Raw genomic sequence first — 14,691 nt, 5'->3', positions numbered from 1 at the left:
GCTAAAAAAGTTAGTTATTAATTTAATAGCTTAACTCTACTATCTCTTTTATTTTATCCAGTGTTATATTTTTTTGTTCTCCCATCGCTAACCATCCTCTGGAGCGAAATCGATTGACAATAATATCGCTTGTTTGAAGGTAATCGGCTGTATAGTCAGAAAGCTTCGTCTTAATCTCTAAAGAATGAAAGAATGCTACTAACGCCTCTATAGCTTTCTTGGCAATTTCTTCCTCAGAACCTTCAGAAATAGAAAACACACGTCTCCCTAATTGCGCTAATTTCTCTTTCTTGGTATCAAACATAACCTGATACAAATTAGGTCCTATTATCGCTAATGTACGCCCGTGATCAATACCATAAAGAGCAGTTAGTTCATGGCCAATCGCATGGGTTACCCAATCTTCTTTGACACCCATAGCTATCAATCCATTTAGAGCCATAGTACATGCCCACATATAAGTAGTCGCAGCATCGTAATCCGCAGGGTCCGATAAGATAGCGGGAGCGACTTCAAGAATAACTGAGAGTATAGATTCTGCAAAGCGATCTTGTAAGGGAGCATTCTGAGGGTAAGTAATATATTGTTCTAATACGTGTACAAAAGAATCAGCCAAACCGTTGGCAATCTGCCTTTGCGGTAGTGAGCTTACAACAGTAGGATCACAGATAGAAAACAATGGATATAGAGGCTCACCAGAAAACGATAACTTGTCGTTTGACTCTGCAATTGTCACGACTGCTCCGTTATTCATTTCACTTCCCGTTGCGGGTAGAGTCAAGACTGCTCCGTAGGGTACTGTTTGCCAATTTACATTCATTTTATTTAATATAATCTCCTTGCTATCCCCTTCATAATGAACAGCAGCGGAGATAAACTTCACTCCATCAATAACACTACCTCCACCTACACCAAGGATAAAGTCAATCTTATTCTTCTTGATTAATTCAACGGCCTTCACCAAAGTTTCATAATGTGGGTTAGGTTCTATTCCGCCAAACTCGATTACTTCGAAGTCCTTCAGAGCTTCCGTAACCTGGTTGTATACCCCATTTTTAAAGATACTACCTCCTCCATAAGCCAGTAGAATTTTACTGTTGGGTAAGATCAATTGACCAATGGAAGCTATTTGACCTTTTCCATATAGCAATCTTGTGGGATTATATAATTCAAAATTCAACATAACATCTTTTGTTTATTTATTTCACTTCTAAAATTAAAAAAAGGAATGCCGTAGCACTCCTCTTTATATGTATATATTACAATTATTCTACTTCTTAAAAAACAGATTGTGATCGATATACTTCCACACTTCTTTATCTAACAAGGGTTTAATATTCTTCCCTTCTTTGATCGCATCTCTAATAAATGTAGCTGAAATCTCCATAATAGGGGCATTCTCAACCAAGTGTACATTGGCATGCGCTAAGAGAGGATTATCATCTTGTTTACCAGAAAAAATACGAGGGTAAACGTAAATAGAATACTCTGCTAACAACACCTCATAGTTTTTCCATTTCGTAAAACTATCCAGATTATCCTGTCCCATTATCAAAGCGAATTCATACTTAGGGTATCGCTCATGCAGATGAGCCATAGTATTCACAGTATAATTCGGTTGCGGAAGATTAAACTCAATATCGGAAGGCTTTATATGATCATAATCTGCAGTTGCTAAATTCACCATGTGTATTCTGTGAAAATCCTCTAAAAGACCTTTTTTCTTCTTCAAAGGGCTGTGAGGAGTAACCACCATCCAAACTTCATCTATATCTGTAAATTGCACTAAGTGATTGGCAATAACTAAATGACCTATGTGAATAGGATTAAATGTTCCAAAATACAATCCAACCTTCATTTTAACTACCTCTTATTTAATAAATTCTCTAACTAAATTAGATGCTTCTTCTTTTGCTGTATCTAAATCGTAATTCTTAATAATCATGTCAAACTGCGGAGCTGTAGCTAACTCAACTGAAGCTTTAGCAATGCGCATATTGATTTTATCTTCACTTTCAGTAGAGCGCTTTTTCAAGCGAATCTTAAGCTCATCAATACTTGGTGGCTTCACAAAAACTGCCAATGTCTCTTCTGGAAACTTCTTCTTAATTCTCAATCCTCCGGCAACATCTATGTCAAAAATCACATTCTTCCCTTCTGCCCAAATACGCTCCACTTCAGATTTTAGAGTTCCATAGAAATTATCTCTATAAACTTCTTCCCATTCTAAAAAGTCTTCCGCCTTTATATGCTTTTTAAAATCTTCTAAGGAGATAAAGTAGTAGTCTTTTCCATTTACTTCCTCACCTCTCGGCGCTCGAGAGGTACAAGAAATAGAAAACTCTAAATTCAATTCTTTTTGTTCAAGTAAATGCTTTACAATTGTTGTTTTTCCAGATCCAGAAGGGGCCGAAAAAACAATCAGTTTACCTTTCTTCATAATAAAACTGCTGCTGTATATATTTGGATTATAGAACGTTTAAAACTTGTTCTTTTATTTTTTCTAATTCGTCTTTCATCTTCACAACATACTTCTGCATATCAGCATGGTTAGATTTAGATCCCATTGTATTTATCTCTCTTCCCATCTCTTGAGCAATAAAACCTAATTTACGTCCATTAGCTTCTTTGCCTTCCAATGTTTCAATAAAGTAATCTAAGTGTTGTGCTAATCTTACTTTCTCTTCATTGATATCAAGTTTCTCTAAATAGTAAATAACCTCTTGTTCAAATCGATTTTCATCAACAGTAACTTGAAGTTCATCAAGGTTATTTCTAAGTCTTTCTTTTACAGTCAAAATACGTTCAGCATCCAGTTTAGTTATTTCATCCATATAGAAGCGGATATTAGCTACTCTCAGGCGAAAATCTTTCTCAAGTGTACTTCCTTCACTTCGTCTAAACTCGTTGATATTCTTGATTGCTTCTGCTATTACCTTTTCAATCTCTAACCATTCGCTCTCATCTAATTCCAAACGCTCAACTTTCAAAGCGTCTGGCATACGAACTGCCATCTTCATCAATTCAGTCTCATCTGCCTGAGGAATGATCTCCTTCATTTGATTTATATATGCTACAACGATAGGTCCATTAATTTTATTAGATGTTTCTTCTGCTGTAATCTCACAGTACAATGAAAAGTCAACTTTACCTCTTTCAAGTTCTTGAGCAATTACATTGCGCAGGGGTAATTCCTTTTCTCTATAAGTTAATGGTAAGCGAACATTTAAATCTAAATTCTTACTATTCAAAGATTTAACTTCAACTGTGATTTTCTTGTGAGGTAACTGCATACAAGCTTTACCAAACCCTGTCATCGAATGTATCATATACTAAAAAATAATAGGCACAAAGGTACTAAAAAACTCAATTTAACCACTTAATAATGTAGTAAATTACTATTTACCATATTCTTCCCAACGTTTCACGCAAAACACCCAAGAATCATTAACCCATTTGAGGTAAATATGAAAGTGTGCAACTTTAGTGGAAATTACATCTAAGAGTTACCCTCTTTTAAGAGATAACGGCGCTGCTGAAAATCAAAAACAAACAAATGGTGTAATTTTAGTAAATAAACGAGTATTCGAATAATTATTATTAATCAAAAGGAGACTTACACCAAACTCTACTTTGAATAAACGATTATCTACAGCAAAATCCCAAAATCAAAAAAGGCCATCTATAAATAGATAGCCTTTTTGATCTTTTACATTAAACCTACCGAAGTAATTGTTTAATGCAAACCAAAACAATCATAACTTAATGTGTCACTAAACAACTTTGACACTCATGGTAACATTATGTAAGTTGATTATTTGCTTTACCCCTAAATCAAACTCAACTTACCAAATTCTTTACCAACTTAATACACCTTAAAAAACACTTTATGTGAAATTCGAAAAGGTTTTCATAGCAATTTCTCCCTTTCGTATTCGTACTTTAGACAACATGTTTCACATTTGGTCACATATTTTTTTTTCGAAAGGGCAAATATCAAGATAACAACAGTAGTACTGGAGATTATCTCTTAACGAAACTATCCTATGCTTTAAAGTCTTATAGGGTCTTATTAGCTACTTGGTATCAGTTGTTTTTAAATCACTTAACCTCATAGTTGATTAGATAATTCCGGACACAACCGCCCCTCCTCGTTCAAGCCGATTCACTGTTTTTATTGATAAAACCGCCTAAATAATAGTTTTCTTAGTCAACCTACTATTCGCTTATTGTACCACTCTACATTTATAAAAAGCTGTTGAACTAAATGCTTTTCATTTCTATTGCGTTCGCCTATCAGGGTGGTAAAAGATTGGGGAAAGCTATTGTTGTTCTCTATTCCCGTTCAACATTGAACAAGAGCGTAATCTACTTCAGCTTAAAAACACTATCGATCAATGTGTATTAAAGCAAAAAACCCTATACAAGATTCTACTTATAGAATCCTGTATAGGGTTAAATCATAAATATATCGTGAATTTAGTAGCTTACGATACTTTGTACATCATAACCTTTTAATTTCTCTCGTCCATGAAGGAAAGACAACTCCATCAGGAAGTTCAATTGTACAATTTTACCACCAAGGCGTTCAACAAGTTTACAAACTGCTTCTGCAGTCCCTCCAGTTGCTAAAACATCATCGTGAATTAGAACTAACTCTCCTGGTTTAATAGCATCTGCATGCATTTCTAACATATCTGTACCATACTCTAACGCATACTCTTGAGAGATCTTGTCAAAAGGCAGTTTACCAGGCTTGCGAACAGGTACAAAACCAACACCTAATTCGGCAGCTAAGAGAGTACCGAAGAAAAAGCCTCTACTTTCCATTCCAACTACTCTATCTACTTTTTTATCTCCCAGAAGTGTAATTAACTCCTTTACAGTTGACATCATCGCATCGTGATTGTTCAACAGTGGTGTAATATCTTTAAAACCAACACCCTCCTTCGGAAAGTCTTGAACATCTCTAATATAATCTTTAATATTAAAAGCCATTTTATATTCAATTAAATCTATTAATTCTCTTTTTGTAAAATCTCAATAATCTTATTGCAAACACTCTCTGGAGTAATCGTACGCATTGCATCTTCATACCCTTCTACAATTTTATTGCCAAAAACAGATGTAGGAAGTAAAGGGTACTTTTCTCTATCAGCCGTAATACAATACTCCATGGGTTGGTTAAAAGGAGCAAATCCAGTATAAGGGTGTGTGCCTCCCCATAAAGTTACTACTTTTTTACCTAACATTGCTGCAATGTGAGCATTACCTGAGTCCATAGAAAGCATTACATCTAAATGTTGAATTAAATTCATTTCAACATCTAACTTCACTTTACCTGCCATAACGATAACGTTATAATTATCTCTCTTTAATTGGTTCAATAAGGCAATTTCCTTTTCGCCTCCTCCAAATAGAAATATAACTGCTTTTTCACGTTCCGCTAAAGTATCGACAACCTTTTGCATAAGATCTAAAGGGTAAACTTTCGAATCATATTGCGCAAAAGGGGCAATCCCAATCCAGGGTGCATTCTTTTCTTCTGTATATTGTAAAAGCTCAGGAGCTAATGCAGGTACTTCAGGAAACTCCGGATGAGCTAAATCCACTTTAAAACCTAATTTTTCAAGAGTAATACAGTGATTTTCGAACATGGTCGGAAGCTGCTTAAATACCTTATTCTCGCTTCTGGTTAGTTCTTTTTTTGCTTGCCTTCCCTTATCTAAAGTAGCAACACGGGTGCCACTTAATTTAAAAAGCGAACTGACTATACGAGATCTCAACACGTTGTGAAAGTCAGCAAAATAGTCCACTTTCATTTTTTTTAAATCTTTGAACAAGCGAATCAAGCCCAAGAAACCTTTATGTCTTTTCTTAACATCAATAGAAAAGAAGTCTACTCTATCTATGCCCTTAAAGAAAGGCTTAAAAAAGGGTCTGGAAACAACAGTTACTCTTACATCTTTATGTTGGCTTATTAGCGCTTTAAGTACAGGGACAATCATTGCGACATCTCCCATTGCAGAAAGTCGAAAAACCACAATATGTTTTAAATTTGCCACGAGAATCAAGTTTTAGTTAACAAACAAGAAAAGCGTGAATGTAGTATTTCACGCTTTTTGTATATGATAGATTCAATAATACAATTTACTTTTTGTTTTGATATAACACAGGATTAAGCTCCTCATCATTATACATTTTCATTTGTTTATACACTTTCATGTATTTATCTCCAGTAGAAATATCTTGCAATAAATCATCAATTGCCGTAGATAAATCTTTCTTCTGTTCTAATAAAACATCTAATTTAGCTTGACATTTATCTCTGTGATCTTGAGTTGCTTCAGGTCTCGTCGCCTCTTCTCTCATGTGATAAATCTTTAAGGCTAAAATAGAAAACCTATCTATTGCCCAAGCAGGACTTTCAGAATTAATCTTAGCATTGTCTTTTACTTGCACATCTTTGTACTTCTGTAAGAAATAGCTATCAATGTATTCAACCATATCAGTTCTCTCTTGATTTGAAGCATCAATACGACGTTTTAAAGCTAAAGCTGCAATAGGATCAATCTGTGGATCTCTAATAATATCTTCAAAATGCCATTGAACGGTATCAATCCAATTTTTTAGATACAATAAATGTTTAATATCATCTTTGGGATAAGGGTTGCTAATTGGCTGGTCTACATTGTCGTATTTATGATAATCACGAATACTCTCTTCGAATATTGGAAATGCTAATTCTGAAAACATAATAATAATTTTATTTACAAATATAGTTTTTATACTTTTATGGTACTAATTATACTCCTATGAAAATTCATTATATTTCTGCAGAAAACAGTATTTTAAATCACTTCTTGGCTCAATTACGTGATGTAAATATTCAAAAAGACAGCATGAGATTTCGAAAAAACATCGAAAGAATCGGCGAAATCATGTCTTATGAGTTAAGTAAAACATTAGAATACAAAGATATTTCTGTTCAGACGCCCCTTGGAATAAAAGAAACAACATGTATTAAAGACCCAGTTGTTTTATGTTCAATCCTACGTGCTGGGTTAGCCTTACATACAGGTTTTATGAATTTCTTTGACAATGCTGAAAACGGCTTCGTATCAGCATACCGCCGTCATGGAAAACACGGTGAAGCAAGTGAGATATTGGTTGAATATCAAGCTGCACCTTCATTTCAAGACAAAATCATGATCTTAATAGATCCAATGCTTGCTACAGGACAATCTTTAGTTGCTGTGATTAATAAATTGATGGCTGAGGAGACGCCAAAAGAAATGCATATAGCAGTGGTAATCGCAGCTCCTGAGGGAATTGAGTTCTTGGAGAAACACTTGCCAGATCACATACATCTATGGGTAGCAACACTTGATCAAAAGTTAGATGACCACAATTATATTGTGCCAGGGTTAGGTGATGCAGGTGATTTAGCTTATGGCCATAAGTTATAAGACCAATTGCATTATATAAAAAAAGATTCCCAGCAAGAATACAGTAGAGACAACTGCTTCTTTTCTCCAGCGTTGTGTAACTGACTCGATGTATTTAGCTCCTAATACAGCCAATGGAAAGAATGAGAAAATCAAAACTCCATTATTCTTGTCTGGAGAGATAACATAAATTGCAACTCCTATAAGAAAGCTTAGTAGCATTTTCTTATAGGTGCTCTGCATATTATATGCTTTATTTCTAAGATCAAATAATTCGGCCACAAAAAACAAAATAGATATTGAAGCAAAGGTTGCAAGGGCAATATTCTGATATGTATTCTCAAAATACATAAAGTTAAAGCTTATCTGTAACTTCGTTTCCAACCAATCGACATAAGTATTATCTGTTACTAAAAGATAAATAGACAAACCGATGAATACAGTGAAAAAAGCTAAAATAGGTATCACCCAATTTCTATAATCTTTCGTCACAAAAAAGATAATTGCAAAGAACAAAAGCACTAAAAACAAGATACTCCAAAAGTGAAATAGAGAAGCGACCAGAATCCACAATGATGCGTCAAATATCTTTTCCTTAGATTGTTGTGTTGAATGCAAGGAAAAAATACGCCTTAATGCCAGCATGATAAAATAGTTAGAGATAACTACTCTTGTGTGTTCAAATACAGTTGGAAAGAACAATAAAAAAGACACAAACAATAACGGAACATAGGCATTATCGTTAACGAGTCTATTCTTTGTTACAATAAACTGAGATAAGAAGAACATGAGTAATAACAATCCTAAAACAACAGTTTTCTTACCTACCTCAAACAGTGTAAATCCGGTAGTATCATCACTAAATCCGATAAATAAAGAATAGCATACAACAACTAATATAGTCAGTATGATATAATTAATCGGCTTTGTTTTACTAAAAATACTTGCTAACATTTATATATTTTATATTTTTGTACCTATTATAGGTTAATTGAACTCTTTTAGTTTTACTAACTTATATAAAAACGGATTATAAATAATTAATTTAATTTAAAAATAAAGTACCATGACTTCATTTTTTAACGGAATTGGATTCCTTTTCGAAAAGCTTCTTTTCTTGCCAATGGATTTCTTTGCAAAATTAGAACTTAAAAACTGGTGGACTGCTAATATTATTACTTGGGTATTCATCCTTATTACTTGTTATTTCTTTGCTTATTGGTTAAAACAACTAAAATTATTCAAAGCTAACAATGAAGATGAACAAGATACAACAGCCCACTCATTTTTAAAATAATATAATCTTAAAGATCAAATCCAATGTCTTTACGATAATAGATCTTATCAAAATTTAGTTTATCTATATTTTGATAAGATTTTTTTAATGCTTCTTCGAAAGTATTTCCATAAGAAGTTACAGCCAAAACACGTCCTCCATTTGTAACCACTTTATCGTCTTTTAAAACAGTTCCAGCGTGAAATACGATAGAGTCAGAAACAAGATCTAAACCTGTAATTTCCAATCCTTTTTCATAAGCTTCTGGATAGCCACCTGAAACCAACATAACGGTTGTAGCACTTCGCTGATCAATTACCAATGTTTTCTCGGCTAAAGTTCCATTCGCAACTCCTTCAAATAAATCAACAATATCAGATTCTATTCTTGGCATTACCACTTCTGTTTCGGGATCTCCCATACGTACGTTGTACTCAATCACGTAAGGATCCTCTCCTACTTTAATCAGTCCAATAAACACAAACCCCTTGAAGTCTAGTTTATCTTCGATAATACCCTTAATTGTAGGTTTCACAACGCGTTCTTCAACTTTAGCCATGAACTCATCAGTCGCAAAAGGAACTGGCGAAATAGCCCCCATTCCTCCTGTATTCAAGCCTTTATCTCCTTCTCCAATACGCTTATAATCTTTTGCTGTAGGCAAAATCTTATACGACTTCCCATCAGTTAAGACAAAACAGCTTAACTCTATACCCGACAAAAACTCTTCAATAACTACTTTAGAGCTTGCATCACCAAACTTAGCGTCTACTAACATATTCTCTAACTCTACCTTAGCTTCAGCGATATCGTTTAGGATAACAACTCCTTTTCCAGCCGCTAAACCATCAGCCTTTAAAACATAAGGAGCTTGTAAAGTTTCCAAAAATGCTTTGCCTTCGTTAATTTTATCCTTTGTAAAAGTCTGGTATGCGGCAGTTGGAATATTGTGTTTCAACAAAAACTCTTTAGCGAAGTCTTTGCTCCCTTCTAAAGCTGCACCCTTTTGAGATGGTCCTATAACAGCAATATGCTTAATCGCATCATCGTTTTTAAAGAAATCCACAATCCCCTTTACAAGAGGGTCTTCTGGTCCGACAATAACCATATCAATACCTAACTCTAATACTTTCTGTTTTACACTCTCAAAATCTAAAGGACTTAGATCTAAATTTGTAGCTATTTGCGAAGTACCAGCATTTCCAGGTGCAATATACAACTGATCACAACGAGTACTCTGTAAGATTTTCCAAGCAAGTGCGTGCTCACGTCCGCCTGAACCTAATAATAAAATTTTCATTAATTGTGTTGTTTGTTATTTACATGGTCAAAATTAACCTATTTTACTTACTATAAAAAGAGCTTATAAATAAAAAAAGGTATTATAATAATACCTTTAATATGCTTTCTCTTCACCTTTAAAAACATTATAGACTGTTAGGTAAATTATTTTAAGATCTAAGAATATCGACCAATTCTCCAAGTAAAACAAATCGTACTTGAAGCGGTTAATAATATCTCTATCAGTCTCAATTTCTCCCCTATATCCATGTGTCTGTGCCATTCCTGTGATACCAGGTTTAACCAAATGACGCAACATAAACTTATTTACTCGTTTGGCGTAAACTTTAGTGTGAACTACCATATGGGGGCGTGGTCCTACAATAGACATGTCGCCTAAGAACACATTTAGGAATTGTGGAAACTCATCTAAACTTGATTTTCTTAGGAATGCACCAATCTTAGTTATTCTACTGTCATTCTTGGTAGCTTGCTTCTTATCACTATCATCGTTGACAGCCATTGAACGAAACTTATAACAATAAAATTCTTCATCATTAATTCCTGTCCTCTTCTGTTTAAAGAAAACGGGGCCTTTAGATTCTCTTTTTATTAAAACAGCTATTATCGGAACTAACCAAGAAAGAATAAATACTATAACACCTAATGAGAAAACTAAATCGAAAAGGCGTTTAAACAACTTGTTATAAGGTTTATCCAAAGGAATTACACGACGTGGCAAAACAGGTACAATGTCATAATAAATAACCTTTAAACTATGGGTTAGAACCTGTTTTTGAGTTGGAACATACTGTAACTTTATTAAATTGCTATCAGCAAACTCAAGTAGTTCATGGTAATCCTCGTCTTGTACAATTGAAAATTGAACGTAAATCTCATCAACCTCATGAGCTAAAATAAACGTTTTAATCTCGTCTAATTTTGAATCTGAAAGGTAGTCAGAATAAACCCCTAATATTCTAAAACCTAAATCTTTTCGCTTATGGAATACTTTTGCCAAACGGCTTATTTCTTTTCCTTCTCCAATCAAAATGATATTTCTCGAGTTACCACCTAAAACTTTTCTAAAATACTTCAATGAGAAGAAGATCAGGAACTTTGAAAAAGTTACAGTAATAACAATCAATACACCATATGTAATTAGAGTCATTGGTTCGGCAAAACGCTCAAAAAAACCATTAAAAGAAGTAACAACAACAAACTGAAGTGCGAATTGTTTTACTACCTTTTCTAATATTCTAACAACTCTTGTATGTCTATATACATCGTAGAAATTACTAATCCAAGCACTAATTATCCAACCAACTGACAAGAATACGTGAAAAAGCCAAGCATTTGGTATATCAAATGTTAGCGTAGCGAGCACATTAATCAATATCAAATCTAATGATATAGTTAATGGCCTAATTAAATAAGAATATCTTCCAGAATTTTTAGCCACTAGTAAATAAATTTAGAAAAATCTTTATGTTCTTCTTTTAACAATTCTGTATCTGAGAACTTTTGAAAATATTCAAAAGTTTTCATCATACCTTCACTCCTACCAACTTTTGGTTGCCATCCCAATATTGTCTGCGCTTTAGTAATATCTGGGCAACGTTGTAAAGGGTCATTTATAGGCAAGTCCTTAAATATTATCTCTTGATCACTTTTAGTAAGTTTTATTATTTCTCTTGCAAAATCAAGAATGCTAATTTCATCGGGATTACCAATATTAATAGGTAAATGATAATCAGACAATAACAATCTATAAATTCCTTCTACTTGATCATCAACATAACAAAAAGATCTTGTTTGACTTCCGTCTCCAAAAACTGTTAAATCTTCTCCTCTCAATGCTTGACCGATAAAAGCTGGTATAACTCTTCCATCATTTAACCTCATACGAGGACCATATGTATTAAAGATACGAACAATTCTTGTTTCAACATTATGGAAAGTATGATAAGCCATGGTAATGGATTCTTGGAATCGCTTAGCTTCGTCATACACCCCACGCGGTCCAATAGTATTCACATTCCCATAATACTCCTCCGTTTGTGGATGTACAAGGGGATCACCATATATCTCAGAAGTAGAAGCGATTAAGATTCGCGCACCTTTAACACGTGCTAAACCTAATAGATTATGCGTTCCTAAAGACCCTACTTTCAATGTTTGAATAGGTATCTTTAAATAGTCTATCGGACTTGCTGGTGATGCGAAATGAAGTATATAGTCTAATTCACCAGGTACATGAACAAACTTAGTTACGTCATGGTGGTAAAACTCAAATCGGTCTAGTTTAAAGAGATGTTCAATATTCTTCAAATCGCCTGTGATGAGATTATCCATACCTATTACATGATATCCCTCAGCAATAAATCGATCACACAAATGTGATCCCAAAAAACCAGCAGCACCAGTGATTAGTATTCGCTTCATTTAACATTCGTTTTAAATTGCTAAGTTAATGAACTTTTCAGTTTTTTTAACCTTCAAGAATAACAATACTTAAGTAACAATATTTATACTATTTTTGTCAATAAAAAAGTATGCGAGTAGTTCATATAGTAGAATCTTTCGGTGGTGGTGTTTATTCTTATTTCAAAGACTTAGCTCATTTCTTTTCAAAAGTAGACGATATTGAAACTATTATTATTTATAGTAATAATAGAAAAGAAGTCAGTGAAGAGCAAATCAAAAATGATTTTCCAAAAAACATTACAATGATTTGTGTTGAAATGCAACGTGAATTAAAACCTATAAAGGATATAAAAGCTACTTTAAAACTGCGCAATCTCTTAAAAAGCATCAAACCTGACGTAGTGCATCTTCACTCTTCTAAAGCAGGGGTCATCGGCCGTTGGGCTACAACGTTTATGGTAAAGAGAAAAGCAATTTATTACACACCGCACGGATATTCTTTTCTAAGACTTGACATCTCACCTCTAAAAAGAAAGATATTCTATAATATAGAGAAATTCACACAACTATTATTTGGAGGAACTACAATTGCATGTGGGGATACAGAGTACAATATTGCCCGTAAAATAGGTAAATCAATGCTAGTAAGAAATGGAATTAACCTTGACAAACTTTCAAAGTACTATATACCCAAAATAAATAATACTAATACTATTACAATTGGAACAATTGGTAGAATCATGCCACAAAAAAACCCTCAACTATTTAATCAAATAGCTGAAACTTTTCCAAAATATAGATTCATATGGATAGGGGATGGAGATCAAAAAGAACTACTAACGGCTAGCAATATTATTGTTACTGGTTGGATTCACAATCAAACAGATCTATATGATTCATTGAATAGCTTAGACGTATACATACAAACTTCTCTTTGGGAAGGTTTACCAATTGCTGTTTTAGAAGCAATGGCTTTCCACAAACCAATCGTAGCAACAAATGTAATTGGCAATAAAGATATTGTACAAGATAGTATCAATGGATACCTATTTGAAAAGGTTGAAGATCTAGTACCACTTGTACATGAATTAGAAAATTCGAGTCTAAGAGCTAAATTAGGAACCAATGCATACATTGATTGTACTAATAAATATAACAAAGAAACTAATTTTACAATCCTCTCGACAATTTATACAGAATCCTTAAATAGACTCTAACTTACTTTTAAATTGTAGGTAATAAGCTCCAAATAAGCTAATCATCCATCCACTATAAACAATGCCCATAAATAAGTACAAATAGCCATCAAATAAATTTGCAAACAACATATTAAAAGAGAAGAGCATCATTAATACAAACTTCATTCTATAACCTAACGTAAAAGGTAAAATGAGAAAACAAAGTGTAGAAAGTAAACCTAAAATACCAAATTTAGCTAAACTTTCTATATATTGATTATGTGGGCCTAATTCATGTTTTCTTAGAAAAGACTGCTCCGTTTCTTCATAATGATGATACAATGCCTGATCAAAATCCGAAACACCAATACCAATCAAGGGATTACTTTCTTGATAAATTGCCCATACTGACTTCCAAACACTTAGTCTTAAAGCTAGTGAATTATAAACTTTTGATTCAGGATTTTGAATTTCATCCAACTTCCCTACTTTATCCATATAACCAAAAGTAAATGTAGAAAACTTATCCTTGTAATAAGGTACTTTTGCAATGGTGTATATACTTCCTGTTAGAGAAAGAACAACAAATGATATCAATAATATTCTTTGTTTTAAACCAAACTTAAAACTTGTTGATTTCTTCAAAAAGTAAAAAACAATTAAAAAACAATCTATAAAAACTAAAAACAACGCTACTCTTGTATTAATAACAAAGATTAATACTATCAAAGCTATGATACAAACTAAGTTAGTAACTCTTTTAAGCACACTACTTCTATAATAATCCTGCAAAAAATAATAAAAGATGATAGAAGTCACAAAGGCTAAATGTAAGTTAACATTCGGTGCGTGATTACCAAAACTATCAACAAAAACGTAACCTGCTTCCCAAAGGTGAACTCCTTGTAAGTATAAGTCTACATTCTCAGGATATAAAATTATAAATCTAATAAAAAAGAAAATAGTCAATCCAAGCGTAATCCTTGCATAATTTAATAAAATAAACTTAAATCTAATATCTCTGTAATTACCAATAATAAAAATAGGAAACAAAAGTAGACTTAAATACTTCTCCAAACTT

15 protein-coding genes are annotated in these 14,691 nt (G+C 33.4%); 3 read left to right on the top strand and 12 right to left on the bottom strand.

Annotated elements, in window-relative coordinates:
• Positions 1–22 precede the first annotated feature (22 nt).
• The 7 genes from GOQ24_RS01745 to GOQ24_RS01715 form a co-directional block, all read right to left on the bottom strand.
• Positions 23–1,183, bottom strand: coding sequence for an iron-containing alcohol dehydrogenase (locus tag GOQ24_RS01745; protein WP_155090639.1), 1,161 nt, complete (start codon positions 1,181–1,183; stop codon positions 23–25).
• 87 nt (positions 1,184–1,270) lie between these two features.
• On the bottom strand, positions 1,271–1,858 hold the full coding sequence (gene nadD, locus GOQ24_RS01740; protein WP_155090638.1) for a nicotinate (nicotinamide) nucleotide adenylyltransferase: 588 nt from the start codon (positions 1,856–1,858) through the stop codon (positions 1,271–1,273).
• A gap of 12 nt (positions 1,859–1,870) precedes the next feature.
• Positions 1,871–2,440 (bottom strand): guanylate kinase, encoded by a 570-nt coding sequence (gmk, locus tag GOQ24_RS01735; RefSeq protein ID WP_155090637.1) that lies wholly within the window; start codon positions 2,438–2,440, stop codon positions 1,871–1,873.
• Between the two features lie 28 nt (positions 2,441–2,468).
• Positions 2,469–3,317, bottom strand: a complete 849-nt coding sequence (locus GOQ24_RS01730; protein ID WP_155090846.1) for a YicC/YloC family endoribonuclease — start codon at positions 3,315–3,317, stop codon at positions 2,469–2,471.
• A gap of 1,162 nt (positions 3,318–4,479) precedes the next feature.
• A complete protein-coding gene (locus tag GOQ24_RS01725; RefSeq protein ID WP_155090636.1) occupies positions 4,480–4,998 on the bottom strand; it encodes an adenine phosphoribosyltransferase in 519 nt (172 codons plus the stop codon).
• Positions 4,999–5,018: 20 nt separating this feature from the next.
• The gene (locus tag GOQ24_RS01720) at positions 5,019–6,065 is read right to left on the bottom strand and encodes a glycosyltransferase family 9 protein (protein ID WP_160338990.1); all 1,047 of its coding nucleotides are present in this window, start codon (positions 6,063–6,065) and stop codon (positions 5,019–5,021) included.
• Between the two features lie 85 nt (positions 6,066–6,150).
• Positions 6,151–6,756, bottom strand: coding sequence for a DUF4254 domain-containing protein (locus tag GOQ24_RS01715; protein ID WP_155090635.1), 606 nt, complete (start codon positions 6,754–6,756; stop codon positions 6,151–6,153).
• 59 nt (positions 6,757–6,815) lie between these two features.
• On the opposite strand from GOQ24_RS01715, the gene upp reads away from it, so the two are divergent.
• Positions 6,816–7,469: a uracil phosphoribosyltransferase gene (gene upp, locus GOQ24_RS01710; RefSeq protein ID WP_155090634.1), complete on the top strand. Its 654-nt coding sequence runs from the start codon at positions 6,816–6,818 to the stop codon at positions 7,467–7,469.
• Here upp and GOQ24_RS01705 read toward each other — a convergent pair.
• On the bottom strand, positions 7,464–8,402 hold the full coding sequence (locus GOQ24_RS01705; protein WP_155090633.1) for a DUF6427 family protein: 939 nt from the start codon (positions 8,400–8,402) through the stop codon (positions 7,464–7,466). The genes upp and GOQ24_RS01705 overlap by 6 nt on opposite strands.
• A 112-nt stretch (positions 8,403–8,514) precedes the next feature.
• On the opposite strand from GOQ24_RS01705, the gene GOQ24_RS01700 reads away from it, so the two are divergent.
• Complete coding sequence (locus GOQ24_RS01700) at positions 8,515–8,745, top strand: DUF6341 family protein (protein WP_155090632.1); 231 nt, start codon at positions 8,515–8,517, stop codon at positions 8,743–8,745.
• A gap of 7 nt (positions 8,746–8,752) precedes the next feature.
• Here GOQ24_RS01700 and purD read toward each other — a convergent pair whose 3' ends face one another.
• The 3 genes from purD to GOQ24_RS01685 form a co-directional block, all read right to left on the bottom strand.
• On the bottom strand, positions 8,753–10,024 hold the full coding sequence (purD, locus tag GOQ24_RS01695) for a phosphoribosylamine--glycine ligase (RefSeq protein WP_155090631.1): 1,272 nt from the start codon (positions 10,022–10,024) through the stop codon (positions 8,753–8,755).
• Between the two features lie 96 nt (positions 10,025–10,120).
• Complete coding sequence (locus tag GOQ24_RS01690) at positions 10,121–11,467, bottom strand: exopolysaccharide biosynthesis polyprenyl glycosylphosphotransferase (protein ID WP_160338989.1); 1,347 nt, start codon at positions 11,465–11,467, stop codon at positions 10,121–10,123.
• Positions 11,467–12,450, bottom strand: a complete 984-nt coding sequence (locus tag GOQ24_RS01685) for a UDP-glucuronic acid decarboxylase family protein (protein WP_155090630.1) — start codon at positions 12,448–12,450, stop codon at positions 11,467–11,469. Before GOQ24_RS01685 ends, GOQ24_RS01690 begins: the two co-directional genes overlap by 1 nt.
• 110 nt (positions 12,451–12,560) lie before the next feature.
• On the opposite strand from GOQ24_RS01685, the gene GOQ24_RS01680 reads away from it, so the two are divergent.
• Positions 12,561–13,649: a glycosyltransferase gene (locus GOQ24_RS01680; RefSeq protein WP_155090629.1), complete on the top strand. Its 1,089-nt coding sequence runs from the start codon at positions 12,561–12,563 to the stop codon at positions 13,647–13,649.
• Here GOQ24_RS01680 and GOQ24_RS01675 read toward each other — a convergent pair.
• Entirely contained in the window at positions 13,635–14,687 is a 1,053-nt protein-coding gene (locus GOQ24_RS01675) for an O-antigen ligase family protein (protein WP_230381469.1), read from the bottom strand. The genes GOQ24_RS01680 and GOQ24_RS01675 overlap by 15 nt on opposite strands.
• Positions 14,688–14,691: the final 4 nt, after the last annotated feature.

It is taken from the genome of Myroides sp. LoEW2-1 (assembly GCF_009767705.1).
In the GTDB taxonomy this organism is placed as follows: domain Bacteria; phylum Bacteroidota; class Bacteroidia; order Flavobacteriales; family Flavobacteriaceae; genus Flavobacterium; species Flavobacterium album_A.
The sequence above is the reverse complement of the archived record's forward strand: the minus strand, read 5'-3'. Positions and strand labels throughout refer to the sequence as shown.

What these genes read in the sequence shown, in the direction of transcription:
- GOQ24_RS01745 (WP_155090639.1), bottom strand. Translation starts at nt 1,183, where the DNA reads ATGTTGAATTTTGAATTATATAATCCCACAAGATTGCTATATGGAAAA.
- nadD (WP_155090638.1), bottom strand. Translation starts at nt 1,858, where the DNA reads ATGAAGGTTGGATTGTATTTTGGAACATTTAATCCTATTCACATAGGT.
- gmk (WP_155090637.1), bottom strand. Translation starts at nt 2,440, where the DNA reads ATGAAGAAAGGTAAACTGATTGTTTTTTCGGCCCCTTCTGGATCTGGA.
- GOQ24_RS01730 (WP_155090846.1), bottom strand. Translation starts at nt 3,317, where the DNA reads ATGACAGGGTTTGGTAAAGCTTGTATGCAGTTACCTCACAAGAAAATC.
- GOQ24_RS01725 (WP_155090636.1), bottom strand. Translation starts at nt 4,998, where the DNA reads ATGGCTTTTAATATTAAAGATTATATTAGAGATGTTCAAGACTTTCCG.
- GOQ24_RS01715 (WP_155090635.1), bottom strand. Translation starts at nt 6,756, where the DNA reads ATGTTTTCAGAATTAGCATTTCCAATATTCGAAGAGAGTATTCGTGAT.
- upp (WP_155090634.1), top strand. Translation starts at nt 6,816, where the DNA reads ATGAAAATTCATTATATTTCTGCAGAAAACAGTATTTTAAATCACTTC.
- GOQ24_RS01705 (WP_155090633.1), bottom strand. Translation starts at nt 8,402, where the DNA reads ATGTTAGCAAGTATTTTTAGTAAAACAAAGCCGATTAATTATATCATA.
- GOQ24_RS01700 (WP_155090632.1), top strand. Translation starts at nt 8,515, where the DNA reads ATGACTTCATTTTTTAACGGAATTGGATTCCTTTTCGAAAAGCTTCTT.
- purD (WP_155090631.1), bottom strand. Translation starts at nt 10,024, where the DNA reads ATGAAAATTTTATTATTAGGTTCAGGCGGACGTGAGCACGCACTTGCT.
- GOQ24_RS01685 (WP_155090630.1), bottom strand. Translation starts at nt 12,450, where the DNA reads ATGAAGCGAATACTAATCACTGGTGCTGCTGGTTTTTTGGGATCACAT.
- GOQ24_RS01680 (WP_155090629.1), top strand. Translation starts at nt 12,561, where the DNA reads ATGCGAGTAGTTCATATAGTAGAATCTTTCGGTGGTGGTGTTTATTCT.